The 17,092-nt window shown below is 47.3% G+C and carries 19 protein-coding genes and 1 riboswitch; of the genes, 8 read left to right on the forward strand and 11 right to left on the reverse strand.

Annotated features, from left to right (window positions below; all coding sequences use genetic code 11):
* Positions 1 to 270: 270 nt before the first annotated feature.
* The 10 genes from BACCOPRO_RS06810 to BACCOPRO_RS06855 form a co-directional block, all read right to left on the reverse strand.
* A complete protein-coding gene (locus tag BACCOPRO_RS06810; protein WP_022276673.1) occupies positions 271 to 1,209 on the reverse strand; it encodes a ribose-phosphate pyrophosphokinase in 939 nt (312 codons plus the stop codon).
* Positions 1,210 to 1,300: 91 nt separating this feature from the next.
* Positions 1,301 to 1,909 (reverse strand): thiamine phosphate synthase, encoded by a 609-nt coding sequence (locus BACCOPRO_RS06815; protein WP_008142149.1) that lies wholly within the window; start codon positions 1,907 to 1,909, stop codon positions 1,301 to 1,303.
* Between the two features lie 43 nt (positions 1,910 to 1,952).
* Positions 1,953 to 2,645: a HesA/MoeB/ThiF family protein gene (locus BACCOPRO_RS06820; RefSeq protein ID WP_040311290.1), complete on the reverse strand. Its 693-nt coding sequence runs from the start codon at positions 2,643 to 2,645 to the stop codon at positions 1,953 to 1,955.
* Positions 2,646 to 2,656: 11 nt separating this feature from the next.
* The gene (gene thiH, locus BACCOPRO_RS06825) at positions 2,657 to 3,790 is read right to left on the reverse strand and encodes a 2-iminoacetate synthase ThiH (protein WP_008142151.1); all 1,134 of its coding nucleotides are present in this window, start codon (positions 3,788 to 3,790) and stop codon (positions 2,657 to 2,659) included.
* 13 nt (positions 3,791 to 3,803) lie between these two features.
* On the reverse strand, positions 3,804 to 5,498 hold the full coding sequence (gene thiC, locus BACCOPRO_RS06830) for a phosphomethylpyrimidine synthase ThiC (RefSeq protein WP_008142152.1): 1,695 nt from the start codon (positions 5,496 to 5,498) through the stop codon (positions 3,804 to 3,806).
* 39 nt (positions 5,499 to 5,537) lie between these two features.
* Positions 5,538 to 6,314: a thiazole synthase gene (locus BACCOPRO_RS06835; protein ID WP_008142153.1), complete on the reverse strand. Its 777-nt coding sequence runs from the start codon at positions 6,312 to 6,314 to the stop codon at positions 5,538 to 5,540.
* Positions 6,315 to 6,330: 16 nt separating this feature from the next.
* The gene (locus tag BACCOPRO_RS06840; protein ID WP_008142154.1) at positions 6,331 to 6,981 is read right to left on the reverse strand and encodes a thiamine phosphate synthase; all 651 of its coding nucleotides are present in this window, start codon (positions 6,979 to 6,981) and stop codon (positions 6,331 to 6,333) included.
* The gene (gene thiS / locus BACCOPRO_RS06845; protein ID WP_008142155.1) at positions 6,971 to 7,171 is read right to left on the reverse strand and encodes a sulfur carrier protein ThiS; all 201 of its coding nucleotides are present in this window, start codon (positions 7,169 to 7,171) and stop codon (positions 6,971 to 6,973) included. The genes BACCOPRO_RS06840 and thiS overlap by 11 nt, the downstream gene beginning before the upstream one ends.
* A 68-nt stretch (positions 7,172 to 7,239) precedes the next feature.
* Positions 7,240 to 7,335: riboswitch (TPP riboswitch) on the reverse strand.
* Between the two features lie 331 nt (positions 7,336 to 7,666).
* Positions 7,667 to 8,341, reverse strand: a complete 675-nt coding sequence (locus BACCOPRO_RS06850) for a hypothetical protein (RefSeq protein WP_008142157.1) — start codon at positions 8,339 to 8,341, stop codon at positions 7,667 to 7,669.
* Complete coding sequence (locus BACCOPRO_RS06855; protein WP_008142158.1) at positions 8,322 to 9,149, reverse strand: metallophosphoesterase family protein; 828 nt, start codon at positions 9,147 to 9,149, stop codon at positions 8,322 to 8,324. The genes BACCOPRO_RS06850 and BACCOPRO_RS06855 overlap by 20 nt, the downstream gene beginning before the upstream one ends.
* A 173-nt stretch (positions 9,150 to 9,322) precedes the next feature.
* Here BACCOPRO_RS06855 and fldA point away from each other — a divergent pair, with 173 nt between their 5' ends.
* The 5 genes from fldA (at position 9,323) to BACCOPRO_RS06880 (ending at position 12,243) form a co-directional block, all read left to right on the forward strand.
* Positions 9,323 to 9,829 carry a flavodoxin FldA gene (gene fldA, locus BACCOPRO_RS06860; protein WP_008142159.1) on the forward strand — a complete coding sequence of 169 codons (507 nt, stop codon included), beginning with the start codon at positions 9,323 to 9,325 and terminating at the stop codon, positions 9,827 to 9,829.
* Positions 9,826 to 10,194, forward strand: coding sequence for a DUF2023 family protein (locus tag BACCOPRO_RS06865; RefSeq protein ID WP_008142160.1), 369 nt, complete (start codon positions 9,826 to 9,828; stop codon positions 10,192 to 10,194). Before fldA ends, BACCOPRO_RS06865 begins: the two co-directional genes overlap by 4 nt.
* Before the next feature lie 103 nt (positions 10,195 to 10,297).
* On the forward strand, positions 10,298 to 10,666 hold the full coding sequence (locus BACCOPRO_RS06870) for a YbaN family protein (protein WP_008142161.1): 369 nt from the start codon (positions 10,298 to 10,300) through the stop codon (positions 10,664 to 10,666).
* A gap of 1 nt (position 10,667) precedes the next feature.
* Positions 10,668 to 11,654 (forward strand): aminodeoxychorismate synthase component I, encoded by a 987-nt coding sequence (locus BACCOPRO_RS06875; RefSeq protein WP_040311291.1) that lies wholly within the window; start codon positions 10,668 to 10,670, stop codon positions 11,652 to 11,654.
* Positions 11,638 to 12,243: an aminotransferase class IV family protein gene (locus BACCOPRO_RS06880; protein WP_008142163.1), complete on the forward strand. Its 606-nt coding sequence runs from the start codon at positions 11,638 to 11,640 to the stop codon at positions 12,241 to 12,243. Before BACCOPRO_RS06875 ends, BACCOPRO_RS06880 begins: the two co-directional genes overlap by 17 nt.
* Here the strand turns inward: BACCOPRO_RS06880 and BACCOPRO_RS06885 are convergent.
* On the reverse strand, positions 12,218 to 13,213 hold the full coding sequence (locus BACCOPRO_RS06885; RefSeq protein ID WP_008142164.1) for a pyridoxamine kinase: 996 nt from the start codon (positions 13,211 to 13,213) through the stop codon (positions 12,218 to 12,220). The two genes, BACCOPRO_RS06880 and BACCOPRO_RS06885, sit on opposite strands and share 26 nt — an antisense overlap.
* Positions 13,214 to 13,349: 136 nt before the next feature.
* On the opposite strand from BACCOPRO_RS06885, the gene BACCOPRO_RS06890 reads away from it, so the two are divergent.
* From BACCOPRO_RS06890 to BACCOPRO_RS06900, 3 genes are all read left to right on the forward strand, one after another.
* Positions 13,350 to 14,666, forward strand: coding sequence for a DEAD/DEAH box helicase (locus BACCOPRO_RS06890; RefSeq protein ID WP_040311268.1), 1,317 nt, complete (start codon positions 13,350 to 13,352; stop codon positions 14,664 to 14,666).
* A gap of 254 nt (positions 14,667 to 14,920) precedes the next feature.
* A complete protein-coding gene (gene serC, locus BACCOPRO_RS06895) occupies positions 14,921 to 15,991 on the forward strand; it encodes a 3-phosphoserine/phosphohydroxythreonine transaminase (RefSeq protein ID WP_008142167.1) in 1,071 nt (356 codons plus the stop codon).
* A gap of 106 nt (positions 15,992 to 16,097) precedes the next feature.
* The gene (locus tag BACCOPRO_RS06900) at positions 16,098 to 17,021 is read left to right on the forward strand and encodes an NAD(P)-dependent oxidoreductase (protein WP_008142168.1); all 924 of its coding nucleotides are present in this window, start codon (positions 16,098 to 16,100) and stop codon (positions 17,019 to 17,021) included.
* Positions 17,022 to 17,092: the final 71 nt, after the last annotated feature.

Here is a 17,092-nt window from a genome sequence, read left to right on the forward strand (position 1 = left end):
TGACGGTAAACTTCTCCGGCTGTCATGCCGGGATTTTCGTTGATGGTTGCGGAGACGATTTCCCAGGTAACCGAGGGATTGTCTGCAACTTGTGCGTGTAAAGCCGGAAGGGCCAAAGAAGAATGTGCGTATGAACTGTTCAGGTCCAGCCAAAGTATTTTCATGCAGGCAGAGAAGATGGGGAAGGAAAGTCTATCTATAAAAAAGGCCGTATCAAAGAAAAAAGAGAGTTGACCTCATTCTTTGATACAGCCTTAGTAAAAGTATTTTTTAAATCAAGTATTGTGAGCTGATAGATTCGTTAGTCATCACGCGGCGGATGGTCTCAGCAAACATGTCAGCGATAGACAGCTGTTTAACCTTAGCGCAACGGTTAGAGTAAGGAATACTGTCGGTAAATACCATTTCTTCCAGCTGAGAGTTCTGTACACGTTCAGATGCAGGACCTGACATTACTCCGTGAGAAGCAATGGCACGTACAGAAAGAGCTCCGGCTTCTTTCATGATGTCAGCAGCCTTGGTGATGGTACCGGCTGTATCTACCATATCGTCGATCAGAATTACATTCTTGTCTTTTACGTCACCGATGATCTGCATGGAAGCAACAACATTTGCTTTTTCACGAGTCTTGTGACACAGAACCAAAGGTACATCCAGGTATTTAGCGTATGTGCTGGCACGCTTGGAACCACCTACGTCAGGAGTAGCGATAACCAGATTTTCCAGATTCAGTGACTGGATGTAAGGAACGAAGATACCTGAAGCATACAGGTGGTCAACCGGAATATCGAAGAATCCCTGAATCTGATCTGCGTGGAGATCCATTGTGATCAGACGGTCGATACCAGCTACGCTCAGCAGGTCTGCAACCAGTTTGGCACCGATTGAAACACGCGGTTTGTCTTTGCGGTCCTGACGTGCCCAACCGAAATAAGGAACGACAGCGATAATGCTCTTTGCAGAAGCACGTTTTGCTGCATCGATCATCAGCAACAATTCCATCAGATTGTCTGAGTTGGGGAAAGTTGACTGTACGAGGAATACATGTTGTCCACGGATAGACTCTTCGTAAGATACTGCGAATTCGCCGTCGGCAAAATGTGTGATGTTCATGTTACCCAGCGGGCAACCCAGGCTGTTGCAGATTTTTTCTGCGAGGTATCTCGAATTTGTACCCGAGAATACTTTAAAAGGTGATGTTTCGCTCATTGTGTAATTAGATATATTTCCTTAATAATGATGCAAAGTTACGCCATTTCTTCAAGCCGGACAAGTTTTGTCCTGAAAAAATGTATCTGACTTAGTCGGCCAGCCGCTTTAATTTGCGGAAGTGGGCGATCAGTTCCTGATAATTGTAGTCGTAGGCCGGATCAAATTTGTTCCAGAGAGTTCCCATGATGGCAGCACCTCCGAATCCGAAATCCTTGACGCGAAGTAAATTGTTTTCGTCAATGCCTCCCAATGCAATGACCCGGCGGTCGATAATGCCGTTCTTGACTGCAGACCGGATTTCTTCTGCTGTGTATCCCGACTTATAATCTTGTTTGGAAATACTGTCAAAGATCGGACTCAGGAATACGTAATCGCATCCCGGTTTGTATTGTTTCACTTCCTCCAGTGAATGACAGGAACAGCTGATGTGGCCGGAATAACAGGCAGGAGGTTCCGGATTTCTCCGGTTCAGATGGATTCCTTTCAGGTTATATTCTTTTTTCAGATAGAAATGCCCATGAACGACGATTCGTTTGTGATATTTTTCAGGAATGAGCGTAAGCAGACGTTCCGCATAGACCGGCGCAGTGTCGGGCTTACGCAGATGAAGGATATCAAGCCCTTCATCAAACAGAGTGGTCAGAATCTTGTCTTCTTCCACAAAATACGTGGGAGTCGTTATCAGTATTAATTTCATGTAAACACAAATTAAGCCGCAAAGGTAATAATTTGTTTTAAATTTAAAGCATTATTGTGTATGATTCCATGGTGCGGAGATCAATTTGCCATAGTTTCCCGCTTAATACTTCTCCGTAACCCCCGATGATTTTCATGACTTCGTTGGCTTCCATGCAGCCGATTACTCCCGGAGTAACTCCTAATACTCCTTTGAAAGGGGCAGGCATGGCAAGCATTTCTTCTTCATCGGGATATAAGGTACGGTAGTCAGGGCCTCCCTGGTAGTTGAATACGGATACCTGTCCTTCGAAAGCCAGAATTGCACCATATACATAAGGACGTCCCCAGTGGGCACATGCGTCGTTAATTATGTATCGGGTGGTAAAATTATCACAACCGTCCACGACGATGTCATAGTTGGCAATCAGTGATGCGGCATTCTCCTTCGTGAGCCGTGTGGGATAGGCATTGATCCGAATGTCATGATTCAGGGCCTGCAGACGCTTTTGTGCCTGTAAAGCTTTGGAGAGACCGATTTCGTCTTCTGTATAAAGCACCTGACGCTGCAGGTTGCTTTCGCTTACGACATCATCATCAACCAGTCCGATCGTACCAACACCCGCACCTGCCAGATAGAGGGCGATGGGGGAACCAAGTCCCCCAACGCCGACAATCAGTACACGGGCTTTGCTGAGTTTCTCCTGTCCGGTCTTGCCGATTTCCGGAAGGATTATCTGCCGGTTATAGCGCTCCATGTTTTCTGTCTTCATCCTACGGTCTTGAATAAATCGAAGGAAGCATCCCAATCCTTCCATACAGGTTCACGTCCCAGAGCCTTCAGGGCTTTCTCCACTTCCACAGCCTTGCGTTCATCGCTGACATGGAATTGTTCCAGGGCCTGAGGATAGGTGTAATATCCGCCCGGCTCCGTTTTGCTTTCGGCACTCATGGTGGTTACTCCTAATGTTGCCATGTGATCGCGGATGTTGGCCGGTTCACGGGTTGAATAGGAGATGTCCACGTCGTGATCAAATATTCGCATGGCGAATGTAACCTGAGCCAGTTCCCGGTCGCTCATGATGACATTCGGCTGGAAACCTCCGTTTTCGGAAGGACGCATACGGGGGAAGTTGACGCTATACTTGGTCTTCCAGTAATGTTTCTGGAGGTAACGCAGGTGATAGGCCATCATGGTGATATCCGTCCGCCATTCCTTTTCCAGTCCGATCAGGACACCCATACCGATGGAATGTACGCCGGCCTGTCCCATCCGGTCGAAACCATTGACACGCCATTCGAATTTGGATTTCATGCCCCGCGGATGATAAATGTTGTAATGTGCCTTGTTATAAGTTTCCTGGAAGCAGATTACTCCATTCATTCCATGCTTGATCAGTTCCGCATATTCTTCCGTTTTCAGAGGCATGACTTCAATCTTCAGATTGGAAAAATAAGGTTTGGCCAGATCGAGTGCCCGGGCAATGTAAGGAACCCCCGCCTTGGCCGGATTCTCTCCGGTAACAAGCAACAGGTTCTCAAAAGGAGCCAGTTTCTTGATGGCCTTGTATTCGTTTTCGATTTCCTCTTCTGTCAGAATGGTACGCTTCATGGGATTGCTGATGTGGAAACCGCAATAGACACATGAGTTGGTACATGAGTTGGTGATATAAAGCGGAATGAACATGGAGATAGTCCGTCCGAAACGTTCTTCGGTATATTTGCGACTCAGCCGGGCCATTGTTTCCAGATACGGTTCTGCTGCAGGCGAGATCAGTGCCATGAAGTCGTCTATATCGCAATGTTCTTTAGCCAAGGCGCGGCGTACATCAGCGTCTGTCTTCGACAGGATGCGTTCCGTCGTTTCGTCCCAGGATATTTTTTCTAATTCTTCGCTAAACATGTTTTTCTATTCCTTAGTCTTTTTGTTCTTTTTTCTTTAAGTCGTGTGACAAGCGCATGGCGCAGAAGTTCGGGCCGCACATGGTGCAGTATTCCCCATCGAGATGACGTCCGGCACGGAAATAAGTCTGAGCCCGTTCGGAATCAAGTGAAAGATCAAACTGGTCTTTCCAGCGGAATTCATAGCGTGCCTTGCTCAGGGCATTGTCGCGAACCTGTGCGCCGGGATGTCCTTTGGCCAGGTCGGCAGCATGAGCGGCAATCTTATAAGTCACGACACCTACCCGTACGTCTTCCTTGTCCGGCAGGGCGAGATGTTCTTTCGGAGTAACGTAGCAGAGCATGGCTGTACCGAGCCAGCCGATCTGGGCTGCGCCGATGGCTGAGGTAATGTGATCGTAGCCCGGAGCAATATCCGTTACGAGGGGGCCCAGTGTATAGAACGGTGCATTGTGGCATTTTTCAATCTGGCGTTCCATGTTTTCCTTGATTTTGTGCAAGGGTACATGGCCCGGTCCTTCGATGAAGGCCTGTACATTCTTGGCCCAGGCACGGACAACCAGTTCGCCCATTGTATCAAGTTCGGCAAACTGAGCCTCATCGTTGGCATCCTGGATACATCCCGGACGGAGACCGTCGCCCAATGAAATGGCTACGTCGTATTGGGCAAGGATGTCACAGATGTCGTCGAAATGTTCATACAGGAATGATTCGCGGTCGTGAACCAGGCACCATTTGCTCATGATGGAACCGCCTCGTGACACGATTCCGCACAGGCGCTTGTCGGCCAGATGTACGTTGTGACGGCGGATTCCGGCATGGATCGTAAAATAGTCTACTCCCTGTTCACACTGCTCGATCAGCGTATCGCGATAGATTTCCCAGGTCAGGTCTTCCACCTTGCCGTTTACCTTTTCCAGTGCCTGATAGATAGGAACGGTTCCTACGGGTACCGGACAGTTGCGGACGATCCATTCACGAGTTTCATGGATGTTTTCACCCGTAGAAAGGTCCATGAGAGTATCGCCTCCCCATTTGCAGCTCCAGACAGCCTTTTCCACTTCTTCGTCGATGCTTGAAGTCGTGGCAGAGTTTCCGATATTGGTATTGATCTTGACCAGGAAGTTCCGGCCGATGATCATCGGTTCTGCTTCGGGATGATTGATGTTGGCAGGCAGAACGGCACGGCCTTCTGCAATTTCCTGGCGGACAAATTCCGGAGTGATGTAGGTTTCAATACCCAGTTCGCGGCAGTTCATGTTCTCGCGGATAGCCACATATTCCATTTCCGGCGTGATGATGCCCTGTTTGGCATAGTACATTTGCGTACAGCATTTTCCGGCTTTAGCCCGGTAAGGCAAGGCAATGTGTTCGAAACGCAGATGATCCAGTGAATGGTCGTCGCGGCGCATCCGTCCGTATTCGGAGGTGATTTCCGGAAGCTGTTCTACGTCGCCGCGCTTGACTATCCATTCTTCACGCAGACGGGGCAGACCTTTTTTCAGGTCTACTTCAATATTCGGATCACTGAACGGTCCGCTGGTATCATAGATATACACGTCGGGATTGGGAGTAATGACTTTCTCGCCGTTCTCGAAGGTGGTGCTGGGAACTTGTTTCACTTTGCGCATGGCAACACGGATTTCAGGAAATAAAGTTCCCGGCATATATACTTTTTCAGATCGTGAAAATTTGATTCGTTGGTTCATACGGTTATTCTTTTGCGCTGCATGAAAAGATGCAGCGGATTATTCATTCAGAAAACTTGTCAGAGGAGAGCTGGCTTCTGCTACGAAACTGTCAGCCTGGGTTCCCAGTCCGGCTTCATAAGCCCGGCGTCCGGAGATCACAGCTTCCTTGAAGGCCTGGGCCATAGCTACCGGATCGCCGGCAACGGCAATGGCTGTATTGACCAGACAAGCGGACGCTCCCATTTCCATGGCTTCCGCTGCATGGCTGGGTGCACCGATTCCTGCATCGACTACGACGGGAATGTTTGCCTGTTCGATGATGATGCGCAGGAAGTCACGTGTCTGTAATCCTTTGTTTGTTCCGATAGGAGCACCCAGAGGCATTACGGTTGCAGCTCCGGCTTCTTCCAGGTGTTTGCACAAGGTCGGATCGGCCTGGCAGTAGGGAAGTACCACGAATCCCATCTTAACCAGCTTTTCCGTAGCTTTCAGTGTCTCGACAGAATCGGGGAGCAGATAGCGCGGATCCGGATGGATTTCCAGTTTCAGCCAGTTTGTTCCGAAGGCTTCGCGGGCCATCTGGGCTGCAAAGATTGCTTCCTCGGCATTGCGTACGCCGCTGGTGTTTGGCAGCAGCTGGATATGAGGATGAAGAATATGCTTCAACATGTCATCTTCTTTGTTTTCCAGTTCAATGCGTTTCATGGCAACAGTCACCATTTCTGTATCTGAAGCCAGAATTGCTTTTTCCATCAGATCGTTTGAGTTGAACTTTCCGGTTCCTAAAAACAGGCGTGAATGGAATTCACGTCCGGCGATGATAAGTTTTTCCATTTATGTAAGGTTTTAGTTATTTATACGTTCTGTATTTTCGGATTTCTTCCAGAATGCGGTGAGTTTCTTCTGCGGGAGAGTCTGCACGCAGGATCGTTCCGCTCAGGGCGATGCCTGACACGCCGGTTTGCATGATGGCCGGTATGTCATCGCAGGTAATGCCTCCAATTGCAACGATGGGGAGCTCTATGTGCTCCTGTTTCATGGTTGCAACGATGTTCCGGTACCCGTCGAGTCCTAAAATAGGGCTGAGATTCTTTTTGGTCGTCGTGAAACGGAAAGGGCCGCATCCGATGTAATCGGTACCTGCCTGATGAAGGCGGCGTACATCTTCTATGGTATTTGCCGTGCCGCCGATGATGAACTGTTTGCCCAGAATCTTCCGGGCTTCATCTACGGGCATGTCGTTTTTGCCCAGATGTACCCCGTCGGCTCCGGTCTTGCGCACAATTTCCACATGATCATCAATAATGAATGTAGCTCCATGCTCGCGGCAAAGAGGCAGGATGCGCAAGGCTTCCCGGGTGATCTCTGCTTCGGATGCATCTTTCATGCGCAGCTGGATCCAGCGGCAACCGCCTTTGAGAGCCATGCAGGCCGAATCGAAGTAGGAATAGCGGTCAGTGTAATGAGTGATGAATTGTAATTCCATGACTTTATCCTCCACAGGCTGCTTTAATGATGACCAGACTGTCTCCGTCTTTTACGGTCTGTTCAGCCCATTGGGCGCGGGGAATCATTCGGTTGTTCAAGGCGATGGCTACTCCCTGAGCCGGAAGTTCCAGCTGACGGGCCACATCAGCCAGGGTATTTCCTTGTGTCAGTTCGGTCTCTTTGTTGTTTACCAGTATCTTCATAATTTAATTGCTTTAAAAGTATGAAGTAAATCCAAAGAGTGCTCTAGCAGGGAGAGGGCAGGAAAAATATGCCGATAAGCAACAATCCCTTCGTCGGTGCTAACCGCATCAGGTTCGTAGGGTATGATCTCAGCCCGTCAGGTAGGGCACCCCTTTGTTTTACTTGCTGGCAAAGGTAGTTAAAAGTTTGGAACGTGGGACGGTTTTAGTGCTTTTTTAACGTGAGTTCAACATAAAATCCTGCAGCTGCTCCACCTTCGCAAGGTTCGTTACGTGCTTACCGATGCTTCGGCCGGTGCAGAAGGATGTTATTTCTGTATCGATTTCCAGCTGCAAGTCGATTGATTTTCATTTGGAAGTTGATTGATTGCCTGTTGGAAATCGATCGACTTCGCCTTGTCAGTCAGACAAAATGTCCTCAGTCTGGAGGCGCAGGGTGCGGTGAAACCTCTTTTAAGTTCACAGAACATGATGTCAGTCGGTGGCGGAACATATTTAAGGGTTGTCGCGGAACAGCTGTACTTTGACGCCGAAAGAGAAACGCAGAATGTCTTTCATGCTCAGACTGCTGTTGGTTGCTTTACTGACCAGATACAGTTCGCACGTACTCACTTCGTAGAAGAGAGAGACAGAACGGAGCAAGTCATGTTCCGGACTGAATGCAACTCTCTGTCCGATGAAAATATACGGACGCAGTTTGGTGCTGAATTTGTAGTAACGGTTCGGATAACGTCCGGGTTCTTTCTTCCAGAAATCTTCTCCGGCTATCGTTGTCACATATAAGCCGCAATAGAAAGGTTCTATGGCCCAGTGTCTGTCGAAACTGACACTCCAGGGGATGTAGTTCTGCTTGACGGTAAAGGTCAGTCTGAACTGATCCGCATATTTTCTGGGGAGATATCCGACCAGAAAGTCGGTTTCCCACTGACACCGTTTCCCATAATCCCATCCCACGCCGAAGGCTGTCACGCCCATTCCTCCGGCATATTGCATTTTGGCATGCGTAGGCTTCAGCCTTTCCCATCGTTCATATTTCAGGTGTACACGCTTATCCCATTTCCTTTCCTGCTTCAGCGTCAGACTGTCTGCCGGTGCGGTTGTCTGTGACAAGGTGAAGAGAGGGAGCAGGCAGAAGGCGGATAATCCTGTTTTAATAATTGACCACTTCATACAGGTATTCATTTTCTTTAAGGGTAAAACGGAGGTACGCCCGTTTCTTGGCGCAGGTACATTCATAATATAAAATGCCGTCATCGAAAAAATCATTTACCTGGATACTGTGTCCGTGTCCGTAAACACAGAACTGCAGGCCCGGGAACTGGCGCAGATACAGCTGAAACACTCTGGCCACATTGTTGTTGAACTGTTCGGAATACGGTCCGGCATGCATGGCAACGATTGTTCTGCGTATGTCGGGTGAAAGGTTTTTCAGCAACTTTTCCAGAAAAGAGAAATCCGGAATGGCATCTGAATAATCGAACTCCAGCGCATTGGTATTTAAGCAGATAAAAAGAACGTCTCCGGCGGTAAATGAAAAGTTTTCTTCTCCGAAAATACGGTTGAACACCTCTTTCCCGGTTGCCAGACAGTCGTGGTTGCCCAGCAGACAGACATAAGGAACGGAAAGACCGTTCAGGATGTCCCGCTGCTTCTCGAATTCCAGTTTCATCCCGAAGTCGGACAAATCTCCCGTATGGACAACAAAGTCGATGCCTCCTTTCTCATTCATGTCGGCCACGGCGTCTTCCGTCTCGTCATACCATCGCTGGGTGTCGCTGATGACGGCAAATGAGAATTCCTTTTTCCCATCGAGTGCCGTTTCAATGCGTTGAATATTTCTGGCATTGACCTCTGTTTCACCGTCAATGTCGAGATCGTACGGATGATACTCAATCATGTCGCAGGCCTGCAAGAGTCCGGACAACGGCAAAAGCAGCGCGAACAGGTATCGTATATAAAGAGTTTTGCTGATTTTCATGATGCTTGCATTTTATTTGCAAAGGAAAGGATAAAAAAGAAAACGAATGGTATTCAAAAGTCGGTAAAAATGTTCCAAAAAGTAGGACTTTCTGAAAAATCATTATTTTTAGGTATTTCAGAACTCTCTTTCTTGCTCTTACTTTGCAATGTCAAATCAAGAAAGAATAAGATATGAAAAAGACTGGAATTTTTTATGGATCAACGACTGGCACTACGGAGTCTGTTGCCGGCCGGATCGCCGATGTTTTGGGCATTTCCTCTGCGGATGTCCACGATGTAAGCAAACTGACAGCCGAACTTGTTTCCGGTTATGAAGTTCTTCTGCTCGGAACCTCTACATGGGGAGACGGAGAGTTGCAGGATGACTGGTATGATGGTGTCAAGGTGCTGAAGGGAATGGATTTGTCTGACAAACTGGTCGGCTTGTTCGGATGTGGGGATTCGGAGTCCTATCCGGATACTTTTTGTGACGGAATGGGAATCCTTTATGGAGACCTGAAGAATTCCGGTTGTCGCTGGATAGGTGCCGTTCCTGCACAGGAATATACTTATGCTTCTTCCATCTCCGTGATTGACGGGCTTTTTGTAGGTCTGGCTCTTGATGAGATGAATGAAAGTGATCAGACGGATACCCGCATTGCTTCATGGGCGGAAATACTGAAAGCGGATCTGGTATGATTGCTCCTGATATAAATCCTGTAGAGCTGAAGGTTTTCCTGAACCATATTTATGAACTCAAGAAAGGTGTGCGGCAGATGGTTCTTTATACAACTAACAGGAAGTATGAAGCATTTGCTGTACGCCGCTTGAAAAGTCAGCGTATTCGTTTTGTCATTCAGCCTGTTGATGAGGAACGGATCAATCTGTTTTTCGGCAAACCGGAATGTATCGATGCTATCCGTATGATGGTGAACCGTCCGCTGAATCTGTTGACGCCGGAAGAGGATTTCATCTTGGGAGCCATGTTGGGATATGACATCTGTGCGCAGTGTAAACGGTATTGTGACCGGAAGATACGGCGGAGATGTCTGGCTGAAAGCTGAGATAACAGGGTAAAGCTGCTTTGGGAAAAGGGCAGGGCACGGGCGGCTTCGCATTTGAACGTTGATTTTTGTGCGATCATTTTTTTCATCGTATATTTGCGCCATGAAATGTGTTTTTCTTGTCATAGGTTTCCTTTCAGTCGCTTTGGGCTTTGTCGGGATTTTTGTTCCCGTATTGCCTACCACTCCTTTTCTATTGTTGGCGGCTGCCCTGTTTTTCCGGAGTTCTCCCCGGGCATATGCCTGGTTGATGCAACACCGGTGGCTGGGACCTTATATCCGCAGCTTTCGTGAGGATCGCGCCATCCCGTTGCGGGCAAAGGTACTGGCCTTGTCTTTATTGTGGATTACCTCTGTACATTGCATCGTATTTCTTTTCGACTCCTGGTGGCTCCGGTTGCTGATGGGAGGCATTGCCGTGGGAGTTACTGTTTATCTGCTTTCTTTTAAGACACGTCGCACACATGAATAATATCAGTTTTATTACCCGGGCTGAGGCTGTTTCCCGTATGAATGAATGGGGAAGGCGGCAAGTTCCTTTTTTCTTTCTGACAGATGCTGACGGAGAAAAGTGTCTGGTAGAGCCGCTTGACCGTATTCCGGCGGATGAACTCCGGTTTGCTTTTCCGGGAATGTCTAATGCCGGAGAGTGCGAAACCCCGTATCCGCAGTCATTCTCATGGCTTTCTCATCCGCAGTCGTTCGAAACGTATAGCCGTTCATTTGAAATTGTCTATCGCAATTTGCATGCGGGGAATTCTTTTCTGACGAATCTGACCTGTATGACTCCGGTTGATACCGATCTGACTCTTTTGCAGGTGTTTGAACATGCAAAGGCCCGCTATCGGGTTTGGCTGAAAGACTGTTTTGCCTGTTTCTCTCCGGAAATATTTGTCCGTATTCAGAAGGGATATATCTATTCTTATCCGATGAAAGGTACGTTGGATGCAACCTTGCCGGATGCTGCCGGCCGCTTGCTGGCTGATGAAAAAGAGACGGCAGAACATGCGACGATTGTCGATTTGATCCGGAATGATCTAAGTCAGATTGCTACGGAGGTCTGTGTCCCCCGCTATCGTTATCTGGAAACTTTGCAGACTCATTGCGGACCGCTGCTTCAGATGAGTTCGGAGGTACGGGGACGTTTGCCGGAAAACTATCTGGAGCATCTGGGAACTTTCTTCTTCCGTCTGCTTCCTGCGGGATCGGTTACCGGGGCGCCTAAAAAGAAAACGGTGGACATAATCCATGAAGCGGAAACCGGAGAACGCGGATTCTATACGGGAGTTGCAGGATGGTTTGACGGACAGAATCTGGACAGTGCGGTGCTGATCCGTTTCCTGGAACAGACTCCCGAAGGCAGGCTGGTTTTTAAAAGTGGGGGAGGCATAACCTTTCAGAGTGATGTGAAGAGTGAGTATGAGGAAATGAAAAGAAAAGTTTATGTGCCGATTTATTGAGACCATACGCCTGGAGCATGGAAGAATCCTGCATGCCGGTTATCACAACCGGCGGTTGAACGCAACTCGCCGCGCTTGGTGGGGCGAAATGCCGGATTTGCATGTGGAAGATTATATTGTGCCGGAGTATACGGAGCGGACGCGATGCCGGATTGTTTATGGCCGTGAGATTGAGAGCGTGGAATACTTTGCTTATCAGCCCCGTCAGGTTCGCCGGCTGAGGCTGTTGGCTTGTGATACGATTGAATACCGTTACAAACAGGCAGACCGTTCCTTGCTGGATCAGCTGTATGCTTTACGGGGCGAAGCTGACGATGTGCTGATTGTACGGGAAGGGCTGATTACGGATACTTCCATAGCTAATGTTGCCTTATGGGACGGACGGCGATGGGATACGCCGGCCCGTCCGTTGCTGGCTGGAACCCATCGTCAGAGGTTATTGGATCAGGGAATTATTCAGGAACGGGATATCCGGGTAGCAGATCTGCCTGCATATCGGAAAATATGCCTGTTTAATGCCATGCTCGATTTTGAAGAAGTCGTGACGGATGTCAGCCGGATTCTTATTCCAGCAGTTCATAACTGCTGATCTGAATGGGCATTTTCAGGTTGGGAAGCACTTTTTCCAGCATGATGCCTTCCAGGTTGTTGTATTCGTAGCCAAAGGTCGCACGAATCCCCTGAAGTATAAACTGGGTGGCACGGTCCAGAGCAATCGGCAAACTGTCTCCTTGCATTAAGGCTCCGGTAATGACGCTGGTAAATGTATCGCCTGTGCCCGGATAATGGGCGGGCAGATACGGACAGGTTACTTTCCAGTATCGGTTTCCGTTCCGGTTGTATGCATAGACCGAAGTCATGTGCGGATTGTCGCATACGGGAACGCTGGTGACAATTACGATTTCAGGGCCTGCGTCCGACAATTCCTTGAGATACGTTTTTAGTTCTGCATCCGATAAACTGGTCTGGTGAGGTTTGTCCAGAAGAAGGAACAGTTCTGTCAGGTTAGGAGTAATGATGTCTGCATGACGGATCAGCTGTCGCATTTCCCGTACCATTTCCTCTGTAATGCCTGTATATAAATGACCGTTGTCTCCCAATACGGGATCTGTAACAACCAGGTCTGTCGGACGGCGGAAGCGCTGGATAAAGGACTGTACGATCTGAGCCTGTTGCGCAGAGCCGAGGTAACCGGTATAAAAGGTGTTGAACTTGATATGAAGCTTTTCCCATTTTTCAATGATCTTTTTCATTTCTTCGGTCAGGTCAAGGAAAGAAAACTCCGGATATTGGGTGTGCGTGGAAAGTACGGCGGTTGGAAGGGGACAGACCTGAAAGCCCATTGTAGAAAGAATGGGAATGACTGCTGTCAGGGAAACACGTCCTACTCCGGAAAGGTCGTGCACGGCTACAATCTTTTTTACCTGGTTCTGTAATACGGCTCTATGCTCCGGCTGTTGTACGGCCGGCTTTTTACGGACCGTTTTGCGTGATTTCTCCCAGGCGGCTTTCCGGGCCTCGTACTGTTCGTATTGTCGTTCGATGTAATTATCTGCCATAAGAATCGTTCATATCTTGATATTGCTTGCAAAGTTGGTAAAAATCTAGCCAATATCTAAGGGTTTGACGGAAAACTTTGTGCGGATTGGCTGCTTTTTGTACCTTTGTAACCAAATGACTAATGAAAGATCTCTTATGAATATCCAGACTATCTTAGCCAATCTGAAGATTGAGCAGTTGAATCCCATGCAGCAGGCATCATTGAAAGCCTTTCAGGAAGGATGTGATCTGATTCTCCTTTCACCGACCGGATCCGGTAAGACTTTAGCTTATTTGCTTCCTTTGGTTTCTTCACTGAAGGAAGGAGTGGATGGCGTGCAGGCAGTTGTTTTGGTTCCTTCGCGTGAGCTGGCTTTGCAGATAGAGCAGGTATTCAAGGCCATGGGTACGGGCTGGAATGTTATGAGCTGTTATGGCGGACGTCCGGCGATGGAAGAACATCGTACCATGAAAGGAATACGTCCGTCTGTCATTATCGGTACGCCGGGACGAATGAACGACCATCTGGATAAGCAGAATTTTGACGCGTCGACGGTCCGTCTGCTGGTCATTGATGAGTTTGACAAATGCCTGGAGTTCGGATTCCAGGAAGAGATGGCGGAGGTCATTGGAAAACTTCCTGCTTTACGTCGCCGTTTCCTTCTTTCGGCAACCGATACGGAAGAAATCCCCCGTTTTACGGGATTGAATCAGACGGTCAAACTGGATTTCCTGAATCCGGAAGAACAGGTCTCTGAACGTTTACATATATATAAGGTGTGTTCACCGGCCAAGGATAAACTGGAAACTCTTTATAAGTTGCTTTGCTCGCTGGGCGATGCTTCTACACTTGTTTTCTGTAACCATCGTGAAAGTGTGGATCGGGTGATGAAATATCTGCATTCCCAGAAAGTTTACTGTGAAGCTTTCCACGGAGGAATGGAACAGGATGACCGGGAACGGGCCTTGTATAAATTCCGTAACGGAAGTTGTCATATCCTGATCTCAACGGATCTGGCTGCCCGCGGACTGGATATTCCAGAGATCCGGAATATTGTACACTATCATTTGCCGGTGGGTGAGGATGGATTTATCCACCGCAATGGCCGGACGGCCCGCTGGGAAGCTGAAGGTTCTGCTTATCTGATTCTTCATTCTGAAGAAAAACTGCCTTCCTGGTTACCGGAGATTTCTGAAGAATATGTCTTGCCTGAACAGCTGCCGAAACCGGCTTTGCCCAAGTTTGTGACTCTCTATATAGGAAAAGGGAAAAAGGATAAAATTAACCGGATCGACATTGTTGGTTTCCTTTCTAAAAAAGGAGGCCTGAACCGGGAAGACGTTGGACGGATAGACGTAAAAGACCATTATGCTTTTGCCGCTGTATCTCGTGTAAAAGTGAAACAAATGTTAAAAATGATACAAAATGAAAAGATAAAGGGGGTAAAAGCTTTGATAGAACTGGCAAAATAATAACTTTGTGCTATCTTCTCATTGGCAAAAAAGGGTTTCGGCCTTTTCATACTGCGGCTTCAGACTATCTCTTCAGGCCCCAGCTTATATTCATGTGTCAATTTGTTACTTAAAATGGATGCTCGCTGGCATAAATGAAGAAATATTTTTCTTTTTGCATAAAATTATCACGAAAACTTTTGGAAGTCTAGGAATAATCACTAAATTCGCAAGTGTAAGAACTAACCCAATGTTTAACCAAAACAAACTTCCAAATGAAAAAGCATAATTTTAATGCGGGACCTTCTATCCTGCCTCGTGAGGTAATCGAAAAGACAGCTCAAGCTATACTTGATTATAATGGATCAGGACTTTCGTTGATGGAAATCAGTCACCGCGCTAAAGACTTCCAGCCTGTGGTGGATGAAGCGGTTGCGCTGTTTAAGAAACTTCTGAATATTCCGGAAGGTTATTCGGTCTTGTTCCTGGGCGGAGGTGCAAGCATGGAGTTCTGTATGGTTCCTTATAACTTCCTCGAAAAGAAAGCAGCTTATCTGAATACGGGAACATGGGCCAAGAAAGCACTTAAAGAAGCGAAAGCTTTTGGTGAAGTGGTGGAAGTGGCTTCTTCCGAAAAGGATGGCTTTACTTATATTCCGAAGAACTATGAAGTTCCGGCTGATGTGGACTATTTCCATATAACTACGAACAATACGATCTATGGTACGGAATTGCATGCTGATCCTGATGTAAATGTTCCATTGGTGGGCGATATGTCTTCTGATATTTTCTCCCGTCCGGTAGATGTATCGAAGTATATTTGTATTTATGGAGGTGCACAGAAGAATCTGGCTCCGGCCGGTGTGACTTTCGTCATTGTGAAAGACGATGCGCTGGGTAAAGTTTCCCGTTATATTCCGACCATGTTGAACTACAAGACTCACGTAGAAAAAGGTTCTATGTTCAATACTCCTCCGGTAGTTCCTATTTATGCAGCTCTTCAGACCTTGCGCTGGATTAAAGCACAGGGCGGTGTAGAGGAAATGCAGCGTCGCGCTAAAGTTCGTGCGGAGATGTTGTATGCAGAAATAGACCGTAACAAATTGTTCCGCGGAACAGTTACGAATAAAGGCGACCGTTCACTGATGAATATTTGCTTTGTCATGGCCGATGAATATAAGGATCTGGAAGCAGAATTCCTGAAATTTGCGACAGAGAAAGGCATGGTCGGCATCAAGGGACACCGTTCAGTAGGCGGATTCCGTGCTTCCTGTTACAATGCAATGCCAGTAGAAAGTGTACAGGCACTGATTGACTGCATGCAGGAATTTGAAAAGATGCATTGATCTTAGCGCCTGATAAGGATTTTGACATCCGTTACCGCAGGTAGTAACGGATGTCTTCTAGTTTTGAAATTCATTCTATCTCTTGTAACTATTAATTTATTTTTCTATGAAAGTTTTAGTTGCCACAGAAAAACCGTTTGCCAAGGTAGCGGTTGACGGTATTCGTTCAGAAATAGAAGCAGCCGGTTATGAATTGGCTTTGCTTGAAAAATATACTGAAAAAAGTCAGTTGCTGGATGCGGTAAAAGATGCTGATGCTTTGATTATCCGTAGCGATATTATAGACGAAGAAGTATTGAATGCTGCTGGGCAATTGAAAATCGTGGTGCGTGCAGGTGCCGGATATGATAATGTCAGTCTGGAAGCAGCCACAGCTCATCATGTTTGCGTAATGAATACGCCGGGACAGAATTCAAATGCCGTGGCAGAACTGGCATTTGGTTTCATGGTAATGGCTGTACGTAACTTCTATGACGGAAAGTCAGGTACGGAGTTGAAAGGCAAAAAACTGGGTATTCATGCTTATGGTAATGTCGGACGGAATGTTGCACGTATTGCCAAAGGTTTTGGAATGGATATTTACGCATACGATGCTTATTGTCCGAAAGAAGCCATGGAGGCTGATGGCGTGAAGCCGGTTGATTCTCCGGAAGTTCTATATTCCACTTGTGATATTGTATCTTTGCACATTCCTGCTACCGCTGAAACAAAGAACTCCATTAATTATGATTTGGTGAATCTGATGCCGAAGAATGGTTTGCTGGTCAATACAGCCCGAAAAGAAGTCATTAATGAAGCAGATCTGCTTCGTCTGATGAACGACCGTGCTGATTTGAAATATATAACTGATATTATGCCGGTTCATCATGATGAATTTGCAGATCATTTCCCGGGACGTTATTTTTCTACTCCCAAGAAGATGGGTGCTCAGACAGCTGAAGCCAATATCAATGCAGGTATTGCTGCCGCCCGTCAGATTGTAGGATTCCTGAAAGATGGATGTGAAAAATACCGTGTAAATAAGAAATAAGTACTTCATAAATGTTGCCATGAGAATGAATGAAAATGAGAAGCGCATTCTGCTTCCTTTGGCCGTGGGCA

The organism is Phocaeicola coprophilus DSM 18228 = JCM 13818, from assembly GCF_000157915.1.
Taxonomy (GTDB): domain Bacteria; phylum Bacteroidota; class Bacteroidia; order Bacteroidales; family Bacteroidaceae; genus Phocaeicola; species Phocaeicola coprophilus.